The following is a 19,390-nucleotide window of genomic DNA, read 5'->3' on the forward strand; positions in this document are numbered from 1 at the left end:
TGTCGAATTATCCATGTTGTATTGTCAGGGTTTTTAAGGCGCACCAGGCGGCATATTCCGGCAGGGTTTGCGCAAGCAGTATTTTGTTCATCGGAAACGTCATTTGATGCGCCTGACCATTCTGATGACGAACCGATATTGTCATTTGCCCCAGATGGGCTTCGCCGATCAGAATCTCAGGGAGCGAGGGGCTGACCGTCACATCCATCCTGACCGCCAGCTCTCCCTTTCGGGGCCGGGATCCTGCGGGCAAATAAGCCTGGAGGTCAGCATCCGACGTATGCCAGTGAATACTGCACGCCCCCTGCAGTATTTCTCCCGCCGTTTTATTCCGTTTACTAACAAGATATGGACGCAGCGCGCTGTCCAGACTTTGCCTCACCGAAAGCGGCAGAGGCCGATGTTCAGGCGTCTCAATCTGGACAATGACGTAAGGGCTTTTCCATAGGAAATGGCTGTCCCAGTCAGTGGAGCTGACCAGCGCACTGACAATAGAACCGACCTCGCTCTCGCTGATACCGAGCAGCGTCCAGCTGTGCTTTTTCCTTTCAGGCCCGGTTTCCACGTTGTTTGCCAGCGTCTCTTCCAGCATCGGTAACGCCTGGGAGGGCGGCCCAGGCAGAACCACCAGCTGGCTGCCCGCCGCGCATGCGCTGAATCCTGGTGCGGTACCGGAAGCGTTATCCAGAATGGAAGCGCCTTCGGGAAAACGCGCCTGAAGACGATTGGAAGGATCGTTCTTCACCCCGAACGTCACGAGACGGCTCTCGATGGTTTTCCACGTCTCTTCGTTGTGTACCAGCGGTTTGCTCAGGACCTGAGCAATCGCCTCGCGGGTTTTATCGTCAGAGGTTGGGCCAAGACCGCCGCACACCACAATGAGATCGTCCTGCCCGATACGCCCCGTCACTACCGAGCTTATCTGCGGGATATTGTCTGCACAGGTCGCCTGAAATCTGACCTGGTACTGCGCCTTTTCAAGGCATTGACTGATAGTCTGCTGGTTCGTGTTAAGACATTGCCCGGACAGGAGCTCATCACCAATCGCGATCACGCTGGCCGTTTTAGCGATGGCTGGCTGAACCAGGGCGTCGATTATTGCCTTCGCCATCTCCTCCGTTGTCGCCGAGCCGCCTAAATCGTAGGTGGCCACCTTCCCGTCACGAACAACGCGATCGACAGCCTGCTGCAGTTTTTCCCCCTGCCCCTCAAAGCCCAGGTACTCCAGCATTAGCGCAATCGTGTAGAACATCGCACACGGATTGGCTTTTCCCTGCCCCGCCATTCCCGGTGCGCTGCCGTGTACGGGTTCAAAATAGGCTACCTCACTGCCAATATTGGCGCTGGGTGCCAGGCCAAGTCCCCCCATCACGCCAGCGGCCAGATCCGAAAGGATATCGCCAAACATATTTTCTGCGACAATCACGCCAAACTCGTGAGGCTTGCGTACCAGCCAGAGGGCAATAGCATCCACGTTATGAATATCTGCCCGAATGTCAGGAAAGCGCGCGGCCACCTCATGAAAAATTGTTGCCGCGAAATGGCCGCTTTCTCGCATGACGTTGGGTTTATCGGCAAACGTTACGCGCGAAAAGTGGTTTTTGCGGGCATAGTTGAAGGCCGTCTGAAACAGGCGTTCCAGGCCATAGCGCGTTTGCAGACGCACTGACCATGCCGCCTCTTCCGGGCCATATTTTTCGAGGTTGGGGTGTTTAAGCCAGCTGGCCACGTTCGCGCCGACACCTTTAAAATCCATTCCGGCGTACAGCCCTTCGGTATTTTCCCGGATCACACAGCAGCGGAAAGGACGTCGCTCCCCTGTTACATATTTCACCGGACGGATGTTGGCAAAGAGCCCAAGCCTCTGCCGGAGTTGAATCACCGGCGAGACGTACTCAATGCCTTTCTGCTGGAGCGCTAAAGGTAACGCCTGCTGAGCCTGCATTTTTCCCTTGCTGGTGATGGCCCCCAGCAGCACCGCGTCCGCCTTCGCAATCTGCTCCCAGGTACGGGCCGGCACAGGATTGCCCTCATGTTCCCAGCAGGACCAGCCTATTTCCCCAAAGGTCAGGTTGATGGGAAGATCCAGTGCACCGATGACGGGTAACGCGGCGTCGCAGACTTCCTGACCAATACCATCTCCCGGCAAAACCAGAACATTTTTTTTCATAAGGTATCGATCCATTCGTTGAGCAGCGCATTCACCGCAGCGGGATTGTCATTCCACGGGCGCATCCCCGCGCCGGGAATACGTTTGTAATAGTGCTGGGTTCGGGGGCTGTGGGTCTGGTTTTCCCATGAGGCCAGCTGAGATTTTTCACCCACAATCGCAAGGAAGTTGCCGTCATAGGCGGCAATATCCGCGCGGGCATCCATCTTTAACAGCAGCGAGAATCCGGTGAGCATTCTCTTAATCGCCGACATTTTCTCTGTATCTGACAGGGAAAATTTCTCCTGCGGCGCAGGCTGACCTTCAGGCAGGACATAGTGATGCAGAATATCCATGGCCGATCCGAGTTCGCCTTTTTCAAGTAGTGAGATGAGACGAACCAGTCGCTGCGTTAATTTTTCGTCGGCAAAACCGGGGGCGCTCACGCTCATGACGCCCGCTACGCCGCGTAAACGGTGTGCCAGCAACTGCACCAGCGTGCCTGCCATCGCATACCCCACCAGCAGCCAGGGGCGTTTGACCTGGGCATTTAGCTTGTGGCAAAGCGCGTCAATCGCGCTCTGCGGATCGTCGTGCGCAATCAGGCTCAACGTATCAACGATCGTGACGGAAAATCCTTTCTCTTCGAGCAAAGTAACCAGCGGAGCGCAAAACGCCCCACCGTCCCAGGCAGGCATTACCGGCGCCAGTATCACTGCATCCTGTATTTTCATGCTGCCGTTCCTGTGATCACGTTATCAATAGCGCTGAAGGTTCTCTGGTTTTCTGTCGTCAGCGTCTCTTCAACCATTTTTCGGTTTTCGACACTGAGATTTTTCACTCCAAGGATCATATCCACTACGCTGCGGTAAGAGGCGTTGTAGAATTCCTTCGATACCAGCTGATGCACCTGATTAAATATCCACTCCGTGTGATAACGTTCTTTACCTTCGTTGAAATTACACAGCGACAGCCAGGTTTCCATCGCCAGGTTTCCCGCCCCTTTTCCCATGCCGGTCAGGGAACTATCAATAAAGGTTGCACCGGCCTTTACGGCTTCAATGGAGTTTGCCATTGCCAGCCCCAGGTTATCGTGGGCATGGAATCCCACCTCAAGCGGCGTGGTGCATTTAAGCAGATTGACCAGCTGTGCGGTTTGATCAGGCCGCAAGCTGCCGTTCGAGTCCGCAATGCAAATAATATCGGCCCCGGCGTTCTCACATTGCAATGCTACGTCAACAAGCGTCTTGACGTTAATTTGGCTGGCTCGCGTAAAGTTCATACTCACGCGCAGGCCGTTCTCTTTCGCCACCTCACACATTTCCAGCGCAGGTTGGGGATTATCGGTTTTGATACAGATCCGCAGCAGCGCAACGCCACTTTTTCGCAGGCTAATAATATCCTGGCGGGTAATATTATGAGGGTGGGCAATGACCACTAATTTCGCTTCGGGTACGACATCATGAATCGCCCGGATATAATTATCGGGAGACATTCCAGTTAAACCAATATCCGGAATGGGTTTAAACGAACCGTTTCGGTAACCTATTTCTATCCATTCAACGCCGCTGCCTACCAGTGCTCGTACATGCTTAATCGCGTAGTCTATGGGGAAGCTGAAATTGTTTTGATACCCGCCATCCCTTAATGTGACATCTATATTATTAATCATTGATATTACTCTCTTTACTGGAAATTAATTCCATAAACCCATATTGACCAAAAACATATACAAGGAAACCTACAACGCAGACGCAGGCAATAATCAGCGCGGTCATGACGGGCGCATGGGCTGAGAGTTTTCCAATCAGGAAGGTTGCGAGCGCTGCGCTTCCGAGTTGTAATGCCCCCATAACACCCGAGGCGGTTCCTGACGCCTGCGGGTGCGCCGCGATGGCAGACGCCGTGCCCAATGGCAGCAGAAATCCATTGCCAAAAGTCAGAATGCCGATGGAGAGAATGCTGGTGAACAAAGGCACAGGGCTTAAGTACATCTGAAGCGCAAAAACGATGCCGCCGATGACAAAAATGCGATACCCACGGCGAATGGTCTCTTCAATACCCGCCAGGCGAGATCTTTTTTTAGCGATAAGATTTCCCGCCACGTAGCTGACTGAAAGCAAAATATAGGTGTAGCCAATATAAAGCGGTGAAAGCCCAAGCTTACCCAGTAAAAAGGGGGATTCGACGATATAGGAAAAATAGGCCGCGTAAGCAAAACAGGGAATGGCGGCATAAAACAAAAACTGCCGGTTTCTTAACACCACAATGGTGTTGACCATGGCCGCCACCACGCTCAGCTTTTGCCTTTTTTCAGGCGGTAACGTTTCGCGCAGTGCGGTGAGACACAGTCCCAGCGTCATGACGATAAACAAGGTCAAAAAGATAAAACAGGATTTCCAGCCGAAGTGTTGGGTTAAAACGCCACCGATCATGGGTGCAATAGCTGGTGACATCCCGACAAAGGGAAATATGACAAGATAAAGCTGAGCCGAAGACTTTTTATCCATCATGTCGTTAATAATAGCCCGGCTGACGGTGATACCGGCGCAGGAACCGACGCCCTGTAATAAGCGTAAAATGAGCAGCTCATTAATATGGGTTGAGTAAATAACCCCGACTGTTGAAATCAACCAGATTAACAGCCCAACAATAAGCGTTTTCTTTCTCCCCAGACTGTCGCTTAACGGCCCATACACCAATTGTGAAAACGCAACACCAAATAAAAACAGGGCGATAGCATCCTGTATTTGTGCCTCCGTGACCTTATAGAATAATTGCATTTCACTCAGCGCAGGTAAAAAGATATCGGTAGATATTAATCCGCCCACGGACAGGCATGCAATTAATACCACCAGGGGCATAGATAGCGTTTTATTCATATTCGTTTAAACCAGGAATTGGGGTAATACGAATTTATCGAAAGCGCTTCACAATGAGAACAATAATAAACTAAACGGTCTGTTGCACATTAGTAAACAAACGTTTTCTGTCGATAAGATAACGGTAGCGGCGCAACCATCAACTGCATGCGGCGGAGAAGAGAAAGCCTGGGCTCAGGCTTTCTCAGTTTGCGCTATCACGCCTCGGTTTTACGCCACCTGCGCGTCAGCACTTTTTCCGCCTCGACAATTAGGAACATCACAAAACCAATCAGGAAGGTGATGACCCAGTAGCGGAACGGCAGCGCTTCAGTGCCAAACAGCATCTGCATGAAGGGTGCGTAAATAATAAGAAGCTGTAGCGCCAGCAGTACGCCGCTGACGATCCAAATCCCTTTATTCTCCAGCAGGCCTTTGCTCAGCGAGAAGCCGTCATTAACGCGGCAGTTGAGCATGTAGAACCACTGCGCAGTGACCAGGGTTTGCAGCAGCACGGTGCGGATAAATTCCGCCGAATAGCCGCGCGGCTGTAGCCAGGCTTCCAGCACGAAGGCGCTAATGGCAATCATCAGACCGACAAACACCACGCGCCAGATGGCATAGCCGTCCATCACATGGAGATTCGCCTTGCGCGGTGGCCGATTCATGATGTCCTTCTCACCCGCTTCAAAGGCCAGGCCAAACGACAGCGTTGCCGACGTCGCCATGTTCATCCACAGGATCAGGACCGGCGTCAGCGGGATCAGGTTCCCCGCCAGCAGCGCGATGATGATCAGCAGAGCCTGCGCGATGTTGCTGGGGATAACGAACAGAATGGTCTTTTTCAGGTTATCGTAAACCCGACGCCCCTCGTGAACCGCGCTGGCAATTGTGGCAAAGTTGTCATCCGTTAGCACCATGTCGGCGGCTTCCTTGGTCACTTCCGTCCCCTTAATCCCCATGGCGATACCCACATCCGCCCGCTTGAGCGCTGGGGCGTCATTTACGCCATCCCCGGTCATGCCCACGACTTCCTGTTTACTTTGCAGGGCCTGCACAAGGCGGAATTTATCCTCCGGGCTGGTTCGGGCGAAAATATCGTACTGCTGCGCGGCGTCGCTCAGCTGACGATCGTCCATCGCCTCCAGCTCACGTCCGGTGATAGCGCTTGCGGCGTTACCAATCCCCAACATTTGCCCAATGCTCATTGCGGTTTGCGGGTGGTCACCGGTGATCATTTTTACACGGATCCCGGCCTGCAGACAGTCGGCAATGGCGGTAATGGCCTCCGGACGCGGCGGATCCATCATTCCTGCAATACCCAGCAGAATCACCCCATCATGCAGGTCCGGGTGATCCAGCTCGCGTTGTCCCTCGTGGGCAGGTTTCCAGGCCGCGGCCACCATGCGCAATCCTTCCCGGGCATACTCTTCAATCTTCCCTTCCCAGTAAGGCTGATCGAACGGCTGCAGTCCGTCATTCGTCTGCTGGTACTGGCAGAGGCGGAACAGGACGTCCGGTGCGCCAGTGATTAAAATCACCTCTTCATTGCCCAGCCTGTACAGCGTGGACATATATTTATACTGCGAATCAAACGGGATTTTACTGCGCATTTCGGTATCGAGCGGTGGGAGCGGAATTTTCGCCGCCAGCACCTTCAGCGCGCCCTCGGTTGGTCCCCCGGTGATTTTCCACAGCCCCTGCTCGTCTTTGATCAGTTGGCTGTCATTACAGAGGTCAATGGTGCGCAGGTAGCGTTCCAGCAGGGAACCCTGCGTTACGCTGACGGGCGTCGGGTCATCTACGGGGTGAATATTCCCCACCGGTTCGTAGCTATCGCCCTCCACGCGATAGGTCGTGTCAGCGGTAATCACCGCTTTGACCGTCATTTCATTCATCGTCAGGGTGCCGGTTTTATCCGAGCAGATGACCGTCATTGCGCCCAGCGTTTCCACCGTAGGCAGCTTGCGAATGATGGCCTTGCGACGCGCCATGGCCTGTACGCCAAGCGAAAGGATGATGGAAATGATAGCCGGCAGGCCTTCCGGCACGGCGGCAACGGCGAGGCTAATAAGCGACAGCACCAGTTCAGAAACCGGCATATCCCGGAACAGGAGGCTAAAGACAAACAGCGCCACCATCATCACCAGGATAGTGATGAAGATGGTCTTACCGAGCTTGTCCATCTGCACCATCAGCGGCGTGCGGTGCTTTTCAATATCGGACATCATCTGATTGATGTGGCCCAGCTCGGTCTCACCCCCGGTTGCCACCACCACGCCTTTACCGCCGCCGGAGCTGACGGTGGTGCCTGAGTAGAGCAGGTTATACCGGTCACCTAAAGGCAGTTCCCCGCTTAACGCATCGCTGTTTTTCTCAACAACGGTGGATTCGCCGGTCAGGATGGCCTCCTCCACGCGAAGGTTATGTGCTTCAATCACGCGCAGGTCAGCAGGGATACGATCCCCGGCGCGGATCACCACAATATCTCCCGGGACCAGCGCCGTGGTGGGGATCGTTTCATGATTCCCCTGCCGTACCACCACGGCTTCGCTGGAGAGCATATTGCGAATGCTCTGCAACGATTTTTCGGCATTGCTCTCCTGGATATGGCCAATCAGCGCGTTAATGATGGCAACCCCAAGGATCACAAACATGTCTACCCAGTGGCCCATAAAGAGCTTAAGCAACGCGGCCACCAGCAGAACGTAAATCAAAACGTCGTTAAAATGCGCCAGGAAGCGCAGCCAGGCGGGTTTGCCCTTTTTTTGCGGTAACGCATTCTCACCGTACTGCTGAAGTCGGGCTGATGCCTCAGTGCCGCTAAGGCCTTCCAGGGTGGAGTGGATATTCGACAGGGTTTCGTCAACGGTTTGTTGATAATACGGACGTTCAGGTTTTCCTGTTTTCATCGTTCCTTCCTCAGGTTCTATTCAGAAATCACCTTGCTTCTCTGTAATTAACGAATAACGAAAACAGGAACATGTGCGTAACGAACAATACTTGCCGCCTCTGATCCTAACAAATGGGTTTGAATATTTGGATTTCGAGAGCCGACAATAATCGCGCCGACGGTAAGTTCATCCGCCAGCTTAATAACCTCATCACGAACATTCCCGCTACGGACATGGAGATGAACACGCTCTGCTGGCAGATTCACTTTTTTGACCAGGTCAAACAGTTTTTCTTTCGAATTATTAATCATATATTCATCCATTTTGCGCGCATCTGAAATAAAACCACGCGTCAGTTCGGCTGAAAATTTGGGCATGACATGCAGCAAATGAATGTCACCCGATGCGCTTTGCGCCAGAAACTGTGCATGCTGCAACGCTTTATCTGCCAGGCCTGTCTCGTAGACATCCACCGGAACGAGAATGTTTTTATACATATCGAGCATCCTTTTTATAACCAACACGAGAGTGAATGAAGCAAAAAAACGCATTAAATGCAGGGGGTTGCCCTTAATGCCAGTTACGGTAAAAAAAGATGGATAACATTAAACGTAGCACAGGAATATCAGGTTTAGCGCTTCCCCACTGATAATGGTTATTTAACATTTATCTTTTCGCCGACTATGCTCATAGTCAGCTACCGATCCCGGCTCATGGAGGAATGTATGTATGGTTTAAGCCTGATCCGTCTGGGTATGTTTATTGCACTTGCCATTATCGCCAGCACGGCGATTGGTTTATTTACCTATATGGTCGTCACTGTTCTGGCAGAATAGTGTCACCCCTGTCCAGGTTATGGAATAAATAAAACAGTTATTTATTAGGGGAATACAGTGAACCGCTATCTCTCTCTTTTACCGTTCGTTTTGTTAACGCTCACGGCGTGCGACCCGAAACCCAAGCAAGTCGCCCCCCTGCCCAGGATGGTAAAAGTGGCGGAGGTAACGGTTCCCGGTCACGCCCAGCAGCGCGTTTTTCCCGCCCGCATTGAATCGGGCGATGCCACAGACCTTTCCTTCAAGCGCGCAGGTCAAATTGAAGCGCTCAATGTTCGTCAGGGTGCAGCCATCAAACAGGGGCAACAGCTTGCCAGGCTGAACGCTCGTGAAGCCCAGCAGCGGGTTAACGACAGACAAACGGCGGCGACGCTGGCCCAGAGGCAGTTCGACCGCTTCCAGACGCTGGCGGGCCGCCAGGCGATTTCGAAAGCAGAAATGGACGTGCAGCGCGCAAACCGCGATTCGGCGAATGCGGCGCTACAGATTGCCCGAGAAGAGCTGAATCAGATGACGCTCGTCGCGCCCTTCAGCGGAACGGCGGCCAGCGTACACGTAAGAAACCATCAGGTAGTGTCCCCCGGCCAGCCCATCGCGACGTTAACCCGCACCGACCTGCTGGACGTGGTGTTCAGCATCCCTGAAAACCTGTTTAAGACCTTTGATATCCGCAACGCGCAGTATCGCCCCGTGGTGAAAATTAACGCCATGCCGGATCGGGAATTTACCGCCGTCTACAAAGAGCACTCGGGCAGCAGCGACAGCAATACCCTGACCTGGCAGGTGATACTTACCATGCCGCGGCCAGATGATTTTCCCGCCGTCGGCGGCGTAAGCGGTACGGTAACCATCAATTTAACCAACCTCCCGGCGGGCGCGGACGCTCAGGCGCTGGTCGTCCCGGTTGAGGCAGTCTTTAACCCGAACAACAGCCCGCGCAACGAGCCGCACGTCTGGGTCGTAACGGGCGAAGGCGACACGCTGCATCTGGAAGACCGCAAGGTCAGCGTGGGGCAAGTGAGTACCGAAGGCGTGGTGATTACCAGCGGGCTTAAGGCGGGCGAACGCGTGGTGGCCGCGGGCGTTGGTGAGCTCCATGCTAACCAGCCGGTGCGTATCTGGACGCGTGAACGGGGACTGTAATGGATATCTCTCGTCAATTTATCAATAACCCTGTTCGCGTCTGGCTAACGATCCTGCTGCTGGGCATCGGGGGTATTTTCGCCCTGTTGAATATCGGCAGGCTGGAAGATCCCGCCTTTACCATCAAAACCGCAGTGGTGGTCACCCACTACCCCGGCGCATCCGCTCAGCAGGTTGAAGAGGAGGTGACGCTTCCGCTGGAGAATGCTCTTCAGCAGCTGCCTTATCTGGACAACGTGAGCTCCATCTCTTCAAACGGTCTGTCGCAAATCACCGTTAACATCGCTTCTCGCTATCACTCGAACGAGCTGCCGCAGATTTGGGATGAACTGCGCCGCCGCGTGGGCGATGCATCGCGTCTGTTCCCGCCCGGCGTCGTCACGCCCTTTGTAAATGACGATTTCGGCGACGTGTTCGGCTTCTTCTTCGCCATTTCCGGAGATGAATTCAGTAATCCTGAGCTGGTGCGATATGCGGAGCAGCTGCGCCGGGAGTTGATTCTGATCCCCGGCGTCGCGAAGGTCGCCATCGGCGGGGCTATTAGCCAACAGGTAAACATCGATATCTCCCTGACCAAAATGGCCGCGCGCGGCATTACGCTGAACCAGCTTTCCTCCCTGCTCAGCAGACTTAACGTCGTTTCCAGCGCCGGAGAAATCACCTCCGGCACCGAATCCATTCGCCTGCACCCCACCGGTGAGTTCGAGAATCTTGATGAACTGGCGGATATCATCATCACGCCTTCCGGCACCGGGGCGGCGACGCGTCTGCGGGATATCGCCACGCTGTCGCGCGGGCTGAACGAATCGCCAGCCAGTATCTACCATGCCAACGGTAAAAAAGCCGTTACCATGGGCGTCTCGTTTATTCCCGGCGTGAACGTGATCGACGTGGGCCACGCGCTGGAGGCGAAGCTAAACCAGATGTCGGCGGAAAAACCGGCGGGCATACAGATAGACCTGTTTTACGATCAGGCAGCCGAAGTGGGCCACTCCGTTAACGGTTTTATTATTAACTTCCTGATGGCGCTGGCGATTGTCATCGGCGTGCTGCTGATCTTTATGGGCGTACGCAGCGGGATCATCATCGCGTTCTCCCTCGCGCTTAACGTGCTCGGCACGCTGCTGATTATGTATCTGTGGGGCATTGAGCTGCAGCGCATCTCGCTCGGGGCGCTGATTATCGCCCTCAGCATGCTGGTGGATAACGCCATCGTGATTGTCGAAGGGGTGTTGATTGCCCGACAGCAGGGCTCCCCGCTGCTAACCGCCGTGAACTACATCATCCGCCGCTCCGCCCTGCCGCTGCTGGGGGCGACGGTGATTGCCATCCTGGCGTTTGCCCCAATCGGGCTGTCGCAGGATTCCACCGGGGAATACTGTAAATCCCTGTTCCAGGTGCTGCTGATTTCCCTGATGCTGAGCTGGTTTTCGGCGCTCACCCTTACCCCGGTGCTGATTAAGTGGTGGTTGTTTAAAAACGACAGCGCGCCTGATAAAACCGACGAGTCAGATCCTTACGATAAACGACTCTACCGCGCCTACCAGCGCCTGCTAAACACGCTGCTGCACCATAAGGCACCGACGCTCATTGTGATGGCTGCGCTGCTGGCAGCGTCCATCTGGGGCTTCGGCACCGTGCGGCAAAATTTTTTCCCGTCGTCTAATACGCCGATTTTCTTTGTCGACCTCTGGTTACCCTACGGTACCGATATTAAATGGACCGAGAAAATGACCAGCGATATTGAAAAGACGATCAATGGCCAGCCAGGCGTGGAGACCACCGTCTCAACCATCGGTCAGGGAAGTATGCGGTTTATTCTGACCTACAGCGGGCAGCGGCAGTACGGCAACTATGCGCAGATCATGGTGCGCATGGACGACCAGCGCAACATCTCTGCCCTGACGCGCCACGTGGACGAGTACATCGCGCGAAACTATCCCCAGGTCAACGCCAGTACCAAACGCGTCATGTTTGGCCCCTCCGGCGACAGCGCCATTGAGGTGCGCATTAAAGGCCCGGACCCTGACAGGCTGCGTCTGATAGCCAGCCAGGTGGACGATATCCTCACGCGCGACCCGGCCACGGGCAGCGTCAGGAACGACTGGCAAAACCGCAGCAAGGTGATCCGCCCACAGTACGTTGTCGCCCTGGGCCGCGAGCTTGGCGTAGATAAGCAGGACGTCGACAACGCGCTGGAGATGAACTTCTCCGGCAGTCGGGCGGGGCTGTATCGGGAAGGCAGCGACCTGCTCCCCGTGGTGGTGAGGCCCCCGGAAAGCGAAAGGCTGGACGCCAATCACCTGAACAACGTGCTGGTGTGGAGCCAGACGCGGCAGCAGTATATCCCGCTGAGTAACGTCGTCAGCCGCTTCTCGCTGGAGTGGGAAGATCCGCTCATTCTGCGCCGCGACCGCTCGCGGGTGCTGACGGTGCAGACCGATCCCGATCCGCTGAGCCAGCAAACCTCCGGGGACATTCTCGCCCGCGTGAAGCCGCAGATTGATGCCCTTAGCCTGCCACACGGCTACAGCATCGAGTGGGGGGGCGACGCGGAAAACTCCAGTGAAGCGCAGCAAGGTCTATTCACTACGCTACCTCTCGGATATCTGGTGATGTTTGTCATTACAGTGCTGATGTTCAGCTCGGTAAAAAATGCGGTCGCCATCTGGCTGACCGTGCCGCTGGCGCTGATTGGCGTGACGCCGGGATTTTTACTTACCGGCATTCCCTTTGGCTTTATGGCGCTGATTGGTCTGCTGAGCCTGAGCGGAATGCTCATCCGCAACGGCATCGTGCTGGTGGAAGAGATCGAACAGCAGAAAACGCAAAAGGATCAGCACAGCGCGATCGTGTACGCCGCGACCTCGCGCCTGCGCCCCATCCTGCTCACCGCGTTTACGACCGTACTTGGCCTGGCTCCGCTGCTGCTGGACGTTTTCTTCCAGAGCATGGCCGTTGTGATTATGTTTGGACTGGGGTTTGCTACAATCCTGACGCTGCTGGTACTCCCCGTTATCTATGCGTGTTTCCATCGTAAGGACGAAGCCAAACAACAATGAATGCGACAGGGCTGAACATTATCAAGACGCTGGGCTGTATGACGGCGGTGACCTTCTTTACCATCTACAACACCTGGGATCATTATGATTATGACTATCACTGGATCCTGGGGTTTTTGACCTTTATCTCGACGATTGCCACACCGCTGTTTTTTGTCGTTGCGGGTTATCTCGACGGACAATCCCGGCACGGCACCCGCTGGCAGCTGGGTAAAATTAAAAGTCTGGTGATTGTTTTTCTGTTCTGGATAACGATCTACTACCTGTGGGAGCCCTATCAGCGCGGGTATTTAATCCAGCCCTGGTTCGTGTTCGCCTTTGTGGTGATTTACACCTTCCATCCGGTGGTGGAATGGCTGAGCCAGCGGCGAGCGCTGTTCTGCGGCGCGATTGCCGCCCTGCTGCTCTTTTCCTACGGATACGATCTGCTTTCGGCGCTTTATCCTGAAACGCACGTCCTTTCTCTTTCACCGCAGTATCGGCTGTGGACGTGGCTGCTGTTTTATCTGACGGGGCAACTCTTCTGCGACCCGAAAGTCGCTGAGTGGATAAGCCGCAAAAAGGTGGTCCGGGCAGCGGTTGTCGCTATCCCGTTTATCTACCTTTTCACCTGGTTTTACGAGCGCCACTTCTTCTTCGCGCTGTTCAAGGCGGACAGAAACGCCTTTATTCTCACCGGCTCGCAGATCTACATCCTGATTATTGCCCTGGTGATTGCGGCGAACGGCGTGCGCTTTCGCCGCAACGCTGAATTTAAGGAGTCCATACTGGCCGCCATCAGCAAAACGATGACCGGCGTGTACATCGTGCACTACTCGGTGTTTCATCTGCTGACGGCGCTGATACCGGTGACCTCTCTCGGTATGAAGCTGGCGCTGATTGTGCTCACTTTCATTACCTCTGTTCTCTTCTCCATGCTGGTATTGTCTAACGCCGTGGCAAAAAAGGTGATCACCCTTTAAAAGCCTAAGCGCAGCCAGGCAAAGAGCACGTTGCCGTTGTTATAGGTTCCTGGAATATAGGTGAACTGAACGGTAACGCGCTTATACCCGGCCGAAAACAGCGGGAAGATAAAAGGTAGCGGGACATAGTTTGCAAAATCATCTCGCGCCGTGATGCCCGCTGCGGCACCGAGCCCAAGGCGGAAATCTTTGGCATTATCCAGATACCAGCCCTTCTCCCAGCCATAGCCCATCGCGGGCTGCCATTCGTTGTGCGAGTCCTTGAACATCATCGCGAACAGCGCGCTCCAGTTGCCCTCTTCGTTATAGCGGGAAACGCCCAGCCCGCCGCCCCACGGCATTTCATTGTAATTGTCCGTTTTTTCTTTGTCGTACATAAAGCGTGCGTGCCAGCTCAGGAACGGCAGGTACAGGTCGTAACGTTGAGGGTCTTCCCAGGTCCGGGAGATATCATCCGTCAGCGCATTCCACCAGCCGCTGATGCGTTGCTCACCATAGACGTTGGGCTCCGCGTTAAGCGGTGCGACAAATAAAAACAGGACCATCCAGAATGCCGAAAAGGTGCGTTGCATCGTTATTCCCTCAGTTTAACTCACGCAGCAGTCACTATTACTGTAACCCATTCAGCACTTAACGGAGCCGGGAAGACTTAATTATACGCCGCAGGTGTAGATGAAATTTATTTATTCAGCGCCTTCCGGAAAGATAAAAACGTTTTCTCAGGCGTTTTGTCGCGGTAGTCTCATAGGTTCCGTTTATATGACGGACGCAATGTGAGTGACCTTTTCTTATACCAATAATTAAAAATCAGTACGGACAGGACAACTATGGACTCCACCCTCATCTCCGATCGTCCCAACGAGGAGACACCTTCGCTCAATCGTGCCCGCCGCGCAGCCTTAGGCAGCTTCGCGGGTGCCGTCGTCGACTGGTATGATTTTCTGCTTTACGGCATCACTGCCGCCCTGGTTTTTAACCGCGAGTTTTTTCCTCAGGTCAGCCCTGCGATGGGCACGCTCGCCGCGTTTGCCACCTTTGGCGTCGGCTTTCTGTTTCGCCCGCTTGGCGGGGTGATCTTCGGCCACTTCGGCGACCGTCTTGGCCGCAAGCGCATGCTGATGCTTACCGTCTGGATGATGGGGATCGCCACCGCGCTTATCGGTATTCTCCCCTCGTTTGCCTCTATTGGCTGGTGGGCACCGGTATTGCTGGTCACCCTGCGCGCCATCCAGGGCTTCGCCGTAGGCGGTGAATGGGGCGGTGCGGCGCTGTTATCCGTTGAGAGCGCGCCGAAGAACAGGAAAGCGTTTTACAGCAGCGGCGTACAGGTCGGGTACGGCGTAGGCCTGCTGCTTTCCACCGGGCTGGTATCGCTAATCAGCCAGCTCACCACCGACGCGCAGTTCCTGAGCTGGGGCTGGCGCATTCCGTTCATCTTCAGCATCGTGCTGGTCATCGCCGCGCTGTGGATCCGTAACGGGATGGAGGAGTCGGCAGAGTTCGAAAAGCAGCAGGAAAAACCGGCCACGAACAAGCGCCTTCCGGTCATGGAAGCCCTCGTCCGGCACCCTGGCGCTTTTCTGAAAATTATCGCCCTGCGCCTCTGTGAACTGCTGACGATGTATATCGTCACCGCGTTTGCCCTGAACTACTCGACGCAGAACCTCGGTCTCCCCCGCGAGCTGTTCCTGAATATTGGCCTGCTGGTCGGCGGGATCAGCTGCCTGACAATCCCCTGCTTCGCCTGGCTGGCTGACCGGTTTGGTCGCCGTCGCGTTTACATCACCGGGGCACTGATTGGCACCCTCAGCGCCTGGCCGTTCTTTATGGCGCTGGAGGCACAGTCGATCTTCTGGATTGTCTTCTTCGCCATCATGCTCGCCAACATCGCTCACGATATGGTGGTGTGCGTGCAGCAGCCGATGTTCACCGAGCTGTTTGGCGCAAGCTACCGCTACAGCGGCGCGGGCGTGGGCTACCAGGTCGCAAGCGTGGTCGGCGGCGGATTTACGCCGTTTATTGCCGCCGCGCTGGTGACCTTCTCCGGCGGCAACTGGCACAGCGTGGCGATTTATCTGCTGGCCGGCTGTCTGCTGTCGGCGGCGACGGCGCTGCTGATGAAAGAGACGAGCCACAGCTGATCTCCCTTTTGTTTCACAGGCGTGTGACATACTATCGGGTAGAGTCGCACACCTGTGGAACAAGGAGACAGAGATGAATAATAAGGGCTCCAGCCTGACCCCGGCTCAGGCGCTGGAAAAACTCGACGCGCTGTACGAACAGTCCGTCAACGCGCTGCGCAGCGCCATCAGCGAATATATCGAAACAGGGAAACTTCCCGACCAAAAGGCCAGAAACGAGGGCCTTTTTGTTTATCCATCGCTCTCTGTGACCTGGGACGGCAGCGCCAGCAGCAATCCCAAAACCCGCGCCTACGCGCGCTTTACCCACTCAGGCTGCTACAGCACCACCGTCACCCGCCCTGCGCTGTTCCGCCCGTATCTTGAAGAACAACTCACGCTGCTGTACCAGGATTACGGCGCGCACATTCACGTTGAGCCCTCACTGCATGAGATCCCGTATCCCTACGTGATTGACGGTTCGGCGTTAACGCTGGATCGCTCCATGAGCGCGGGGCTGACCCGCCACTTCCCGACCACCGAGCTTTCTCAGATTGGCGATGAGACGGCTGACGGGATTTATCACCCGGCAGAATTTTCCCCCCTGTCGCACTTTGATGCCCGCCGGGTCGATTTCTCCCTCGCGCGCCTGCGCCACTACACTGGTACGCCTGTCGAACATTTCCAGCCGTTCGTGCTCTTTACCAACTACACCCGCTACGTTGACGAGTTTGTCCGCTGGGGCTGCAGCCAGATCCTTGACCCGGAAAGCCCATACATCGCGCTGTCCTGCGCGGGCGGGATCTGGATCACCGCGGAGACCGAAGCGCCCGAGCAGGCCATTTCCGACCTGGCGTGGAAAAAGCACCAGATGCCCGCCTGGCACCTGATCACCGCCGACGGACAGGGCATTACGCTGATCAACATCGGCGTGGGCCCGTCAAATGCCAAAACCATCTGTGACCATCTGGCGGTTCTGCGTCCGGATGTGTGGCTGATGATTGGCCACTGCGGCGGCCTGCGCGAAAGCCAGCTGATTGGCGACTACGTGCTGGCCCACGCCTATCTGCGTGATGACCACGTGCTTGATGCGGTGCTGCCGCCGGACATCCCAATCCCGAGCATCGCGGAAGTACAGCGCGCGCTGTATGACGCCACCAAAGAGGTCAGCGGCATGCCGGGTGAAGAGGTTAAACAGCGCCTGCGCACCGGTACGGTCGTCACAACGGATGACCGCAACTGGGAGCTGCGCTACTCCGCCTCCGCGCTGCGGTTCAACCTGAGCCGCGCGGTGGCGATTGATATGGAGAGCGCTACCATCGCCGCGCAGGGGTATCGCTTCCGCGTCCCTTACGGCACGCTGCTGTGCGTCTCCGATAAGCCGCTGCACGGTGAAATTAAGCTGCCGGGCCAGGCCAACCGTTTCTATGAAGGGGCTATTTCTGAGCATCTGCAAATTGGTATTCGCGCCATTGATTTGCTGCGGGCAGAAGGTGACAAGCTCCATTCCCGCAAGCTGCGCACCTTCAACGAGCCGCCGTTCCGCTAATAACGATAAGGAAAAACAATGTCCAGCACATCACCGCTCTCTGCCCTGAGCCACTGGCTTGAGGCCAGTCATCTCGACGGGATGATCGTCCCGCGGGCGGATGCCTGGCAAAGCGAATACTGCGCGCCCTACGACGAAAAGCTGGCCTGGCTGACGGGTTTTGACGGTTCTGCCGGCGTGGCGCTGGTGCTGAAAAACAAAGCGCTGCTGTTCGTCGACGGGCGCTATCAGGTTCAGGCTCGCGTTCAGGTCAATACGGATGAGGTTGAGATCCACCATCTGCACAACGAGCCGCTGGCAGAATGGCTTGCAGAAAACGTTGAGGCCGGGACACGAATCGGTTTTGACGCGCTGCTGATGACTAACTCGGAGTTCGAGCAACTGTCAGCCACGCCGTGCGAGCTGGTACCTCTGAAGACCTCGCCGTTCGACACCTTATGGACTGACCGCCCTGCCGCACCGACGGGGCTTATCCGTGAAATGCCGGTTGAACACAGCGGTGAACGCAGCGCGGACAAACGTCAGCACGTCGCCGCCGTGCTGGCCGCAAACAATGCTGATTATCTCGCCGTCACCCTGCCGGATAACATCGCCTGGCTGTTAAACATCCGTGGCGCGGATATCCCTTACAGCCCGGTACCGCTCTCCTTTGCCCTTCTTGGTCGTGACGGTCATGTTGAGTGGTTTGTTAACGACAATAAGCTCAGCGCCCTGCCTGACGATGTGCGCAATGCGTTCACCATTGCGCCGCAGGATACCTTTATAGAACGCTGCCAGCAGATTGCTGAAGGCAAACGGGTGATGGTTGATGCCGATTCCGCGCCGGTAGCCCTGCGCTTCGCCATTGAGCCACGGGGAGAAATTGTCTGGCGGACTGACCCCATCACCCTGATGAAAGCGACTAAAAACCCGGTCGAGCTGGCAGGTTATCGCGAGTGCCATCACCAGGACGGGGCCGCGTGGGTCAACTTCCTCGCCTGGCTGAGCCGTGAAGTGCCGCTGCGCGAGGCGGCAGGACAACCGCTCACCGAACTGGACGCGCAGGCGCAGCAGCTTGCGTTCCGTCAACAGCAGCCTGGGTTCATCGAGCAGAGTTTTGCGACCATCTCCGCCTCTTCGAGCAATGCGGCGATGTGCCACTATCATTCGAGCGAGGCCAGCAATAAGCCCATCGGCCATGACCATTTTTACCTGAACGATTCCGGCGGCCAGTATGCTAACGGCACCACCGACGCCACCCGCACGCTGGCGTGGGGGAAAGTCGATCCGCAGCAGCGCCTGCATTACACTGCCGTGCTGAGAGGCTTCCTGTCGCTCATTACCCTGCAGTTTCCTTCCGGGACTCAGGGGCATCAGCTGGATGCGTTTGCGCGCCGCCCGCTGTGGGAGATGGGGCTGGATTACGATCACGGCACGGGGCACGGCGTGGGGCACCAGCTGCTGATCCATGAGAACCCGCATCGCATCGCCAAAAAGGTCAACCCGTGGCCGCTGGTGGCGGGCAATATCATGACTATCGAGCCGGGCTACTATCTGGGCGATAGCCACGGTATTCGTATTGAAAACCAGGTGGAGATTGTGGAGAGCCGTCCGGGGTTCTGCAGATTTTCCTCGCTGACGCTGATCCCGATTGACCTAAGCCAGGTTGAGCTGCATCTGTTGAGCGAGCAGGAAAAGCAGTGGCTGGATGAATATCATCAGCAGGTACGGAAGGCATTGTCACCGCTGGTGGATAGCGATGCGCGTCCGTGGCTGGTTGAGGCGACGGCGCCGATTCGTGTGAACGGATAGTGCGGCTTTTGCCGGGTGGCGGC

The 19,390-nt window shown here is 55.7% G+C and carries 13 protein-coding genes; 6 read left to right on the plus strand and 7 right to left on the minus strand.

Going from position 1 to position 19,390, the window contains the following annotated elements:
• Nucleotides 1–7 precede the first annotated feature (7 nt).
• From V1566_RS17620 to V1566_RS17645, 6 genes are all read right to left on the minus strand, one after another.
• Nucleotides 8–2,170, minus strand: coding sequence for an isocitrate/isopropylmalate family dehydrogenase (locus tag V1566_RS17620; protein ID WP_395304145.1), 2,163 nt, complete (start codon nucleotides 2,168–2,170; stop codon nucleotides 8–10).
• The gene (locus V1566_RS17625) at nucleotides 2,167–2,883 is read right to left on the minus strand and encodes a hypothetical protein (RefSeq protein ID WP_395304146.1); all 717 of its coding nucleotides are present in this window, start codon (nucleotides 2,881–2,883) and stop codon (nucleotides 2,167–2,169) included. Before V1566_RS17625 ends, V1566_RS17620 begins: the two co-directional genes overlap by 4 nt.
• Nucleotides 2,880–3,821, minus strand: coding sequence for a 3-hydroxy-3-methylglutaryl-CoA lyase (locus V1566_RS17630; protein WP_395304147.1), 942 nt, complete (start codon nucleotides 3,819–3,821; stop codon nucleotides 2,880–2,882). The genes V1566_RS17625 and V1566_RS17630 overlap by 4 nt, the downstream gene beginning before the upstream one ends.
• Nucleotides 3,814–5,031, minus strand: coding sequence for a multidrug effflux MFS transporter (locus V1566_RS17635; protein ID WP_395304148.1), 1,218 nt, complete (start codon nucleotides 5,029–5,031; stop codon nucleotides 3,814–3,816). The genes V1566_RS17630 and V1566_RS17635 overlap by 8 nt, the downstream gene beginning before the upstream one ends.
• 197 nt (nucleotides 5,032–5,228) lie before the next feature.
• A complete protein-coding gene (locus V1566_RS17640) occupies nucleotides 5,229–7,922 on the minus strand; it encodes a cation-transporting P-type ATPase (protein ID WP_395304149.1) in 2,694 nt (897 codons plus the stop codon).
• 47 nt (nucleotides 7,923–7,969) lie between these two features.
• Entirely contained in the window at nucleotides 7,970–8,401 is a 432-nt protein-coding gene (locus V1566_RS17645) for a universal stress protein (protein WP_395304150.1), read from the minus strand.
• Nucleotides 8,402–8,797: 396 nt separating this feature from the next.
• Between V1566_RS17645 and V1566_RS17650 the strand changes: the two genes are divergently transcribed.
• Genes V1566_RS17650 through V1566_RS17660 form a run of 3 tightly spaced genes read left to right on the plus strand, consistent with a single transcriptional unit; the run spans nucleotide 8,798 to nucleotide 13,907 of the window.
• Nucleotides 8,798–9,883 (plus strand): efflux RND transporter periplasmic adaptor subunit, encoded by a 1,086-nt coding sequence (locus V1566_RS17650; RefSeq protein ID WP_395304151.1) that lies wholly within the window; start codon nucleotides 8,798–8,800, stop codon nucleotides 9,881–9,883.
• Nucleotides 9,883–12,945, plus strand: coding sequence for an efflux RND transporter permease subunit (locus tag V1566_RS17655; RefSeq protein WP_395304152.1), 3,063 nt, complete (start codon nucleotides 9,883–9,885; stop codon nucleotides 12,943–12,945). Before V1566_RS17650 ends, V1566_RS17655 begins: the two co-directional genes overlap by 1 nt.
• Entirely contained in the window at nucleotides 12,942–13,907 is a 966-nt protein-coding gene (locus tag V1566_RS17660) for an acyltransferase (RefSeq protein ID WP_395304153.1), read from the plus strand. The genes V1566_RS17655 and V1566_RS17660 overlap by 4 nt, the downstream gene beginning before the upstream one ends.
• Here V1566_RS17660 and pagP read toward each other — a convergent pair.
• Nucleotides 13,904–14,479 (minus strand): lipid IV(A) palmitoyltransferase PagP, encoded by a 576-nt coding sequence (pagP, locus tag V1566_RS17665; RefSeq protein WP_395304154.1) that lies wholly within the window; start codon nucleotides 14,477–14,479, stop codon nucleotides 13,904–13,906. The genes V1566_RS17660 and pagP overlap by 4 nt on opposite strands.
• Before the next feature lie 255 nt (nucleotides 14,480–14,734).
• On the opposite strand from pagP, the gene shiA reads away from it, so the two are divergent.
• The 3 genes from shiA to V1566_RS17680 all read left to right on the plus strand — a co-directional run bounded on the left by shiA (nucleotide 14,735) and on the right by V1566_RS17680 (nucleotide 19,367).
• On the plus strand, nucleotides 14,735–16,048 hold the full coding sequence (gene shiA, locus V1566_RS17670; RefSeq protein ID WP_395304155.1) for a shikimate transporter: 1,314 nt from the start codon (nucleotides 14,735–14,737) through the stop codon (nucleotides 16,046–16,048).
• A gap of 73 nt (nucleotides 16,049–16,121) precedes the next feature.
• On the plus strand, nucleotides 16,122–17,576 hold the full coding sequence (locus V1566_RS17675; RefSeq protein ID WP_395304156.1) for an AMP nucleosidase: 1,455 nt from the start codon (nucleotides 16,122–16,124) through the stop codon (nucleotides 17,574–17,576).
• 18 nt (nucleotides 17,577–17,594) lie between these two features.
• Entirely contained in the window at nucleotides 17,595–19,367 is a 1,773-nt protein-coding gene (locus V1566_RS17680) for an aminopeptidase P family protein (protein WP_395304157.1), read from the plus strand.
• Nucleotides 19,368–19,390 lie beyond the last annotated feature (23 nt).

The sequence above is a fragment of the Enterobacter sp. ECC-019 genome (genome assembly GCF_043974075.1).
GTDB classification, from domain to species: Bacteria; Pseudomonadota; Gammaproteobacteria; order Enterobacterales; family Enterobacteriaceae; genus Enterobacter; species Enterobacter asburiae_D.

What these genes read in the sequence shown, in the direction of transcription:
- V1566_RS17620 (WP_395304145.1), bottom strand. Translation starts at nt 2,170, where the DNA reads ATGAAAAAAAATGTTCTGGTTTTGCCGGGAGATGGTATTGGTCAGGAA.
- V1566_RS17625 (WP_395304146.1), bottom strand. Translation starts at nt 2,883, where the DNA reads ATGAAAATACAGGATGCAGTGATACTGGCGCCGGTAATGCCTGCCTGG.
- V1566_RS17630 (WP_395304147.1), bottom strand. Translation starts at nt 3,821, where the DNA reads ATGATTAATAATATAGATGTCACATTAAGGGATGGCGGGTATCAAAAC.
- V1566_RS17635 (WP_395304148.1), bottom strand. Translation starts at nt 5,031, where the DNA reads ATGAATAAAACGCTATCTATGCCCCTGGTGGTATTAATTGCATGCCTG.
- V1566_RS17640 (WP_395304149.1), bottom strand. Translation starts at nt 7,922, where the DNA reads ATGAAAACAGGAAAACCTGAACGTCCGTATTATCAACAAACCGTTGAC.
- V1566_RS17645 (WP_395304150.1), bottom strand. Translation starts at nt 8,401, where the DNA reads ATGTATAAAAACATTCTCGTTCCGGTGGATGTCTACGAGACAGGCCTG.
- V1566_RS17655 (WP_395304152.1), top strand. Translation starts at nt 9,883, where the DNA reads ATGGATATCTCTCGTCAATTTATCAATAACCCTGTTCGCGTCTGGCTA.
- V1566_RS17660 (WP_395304153.1), top strand. Translation starts at nt 12,942, where the DNA reads ATGAATGCGACAGGGCTGAACATTATCAAGACGCTGGGCTGTATGACG.
- pagP (WP_395304154.1), bottom strand. Translation starts at nt 14,479, where the DNA reads ATGCAACGCACCTTTTCGGCATTCTGGATGGTCCTGTTTTTATTTGTC.
- shiA (WP_395304155.1), top strand. Translation starts at nt 14,735, where the DNA reads ATGGACTCCACCCTCATCTCCGATCGTCCCAACGAGGAGACACCTTCG.
- V1566_RS17675 (WP_395304156.1), top strand. Translation starts at nt 16,122, where the DNA reads ATGAATAATAAGGGCTCCAGCCTGACCCCGGCTCAGGCGCTGGAAAAA.
- V1566_RS17680 (WP_395304157.1), top strand. Translation starts at nt 17,595, where the DNA reads ATGTCCAGCACATCACCGCTCTCTGCCCTGAGCCACTGGCTTGAGGCC.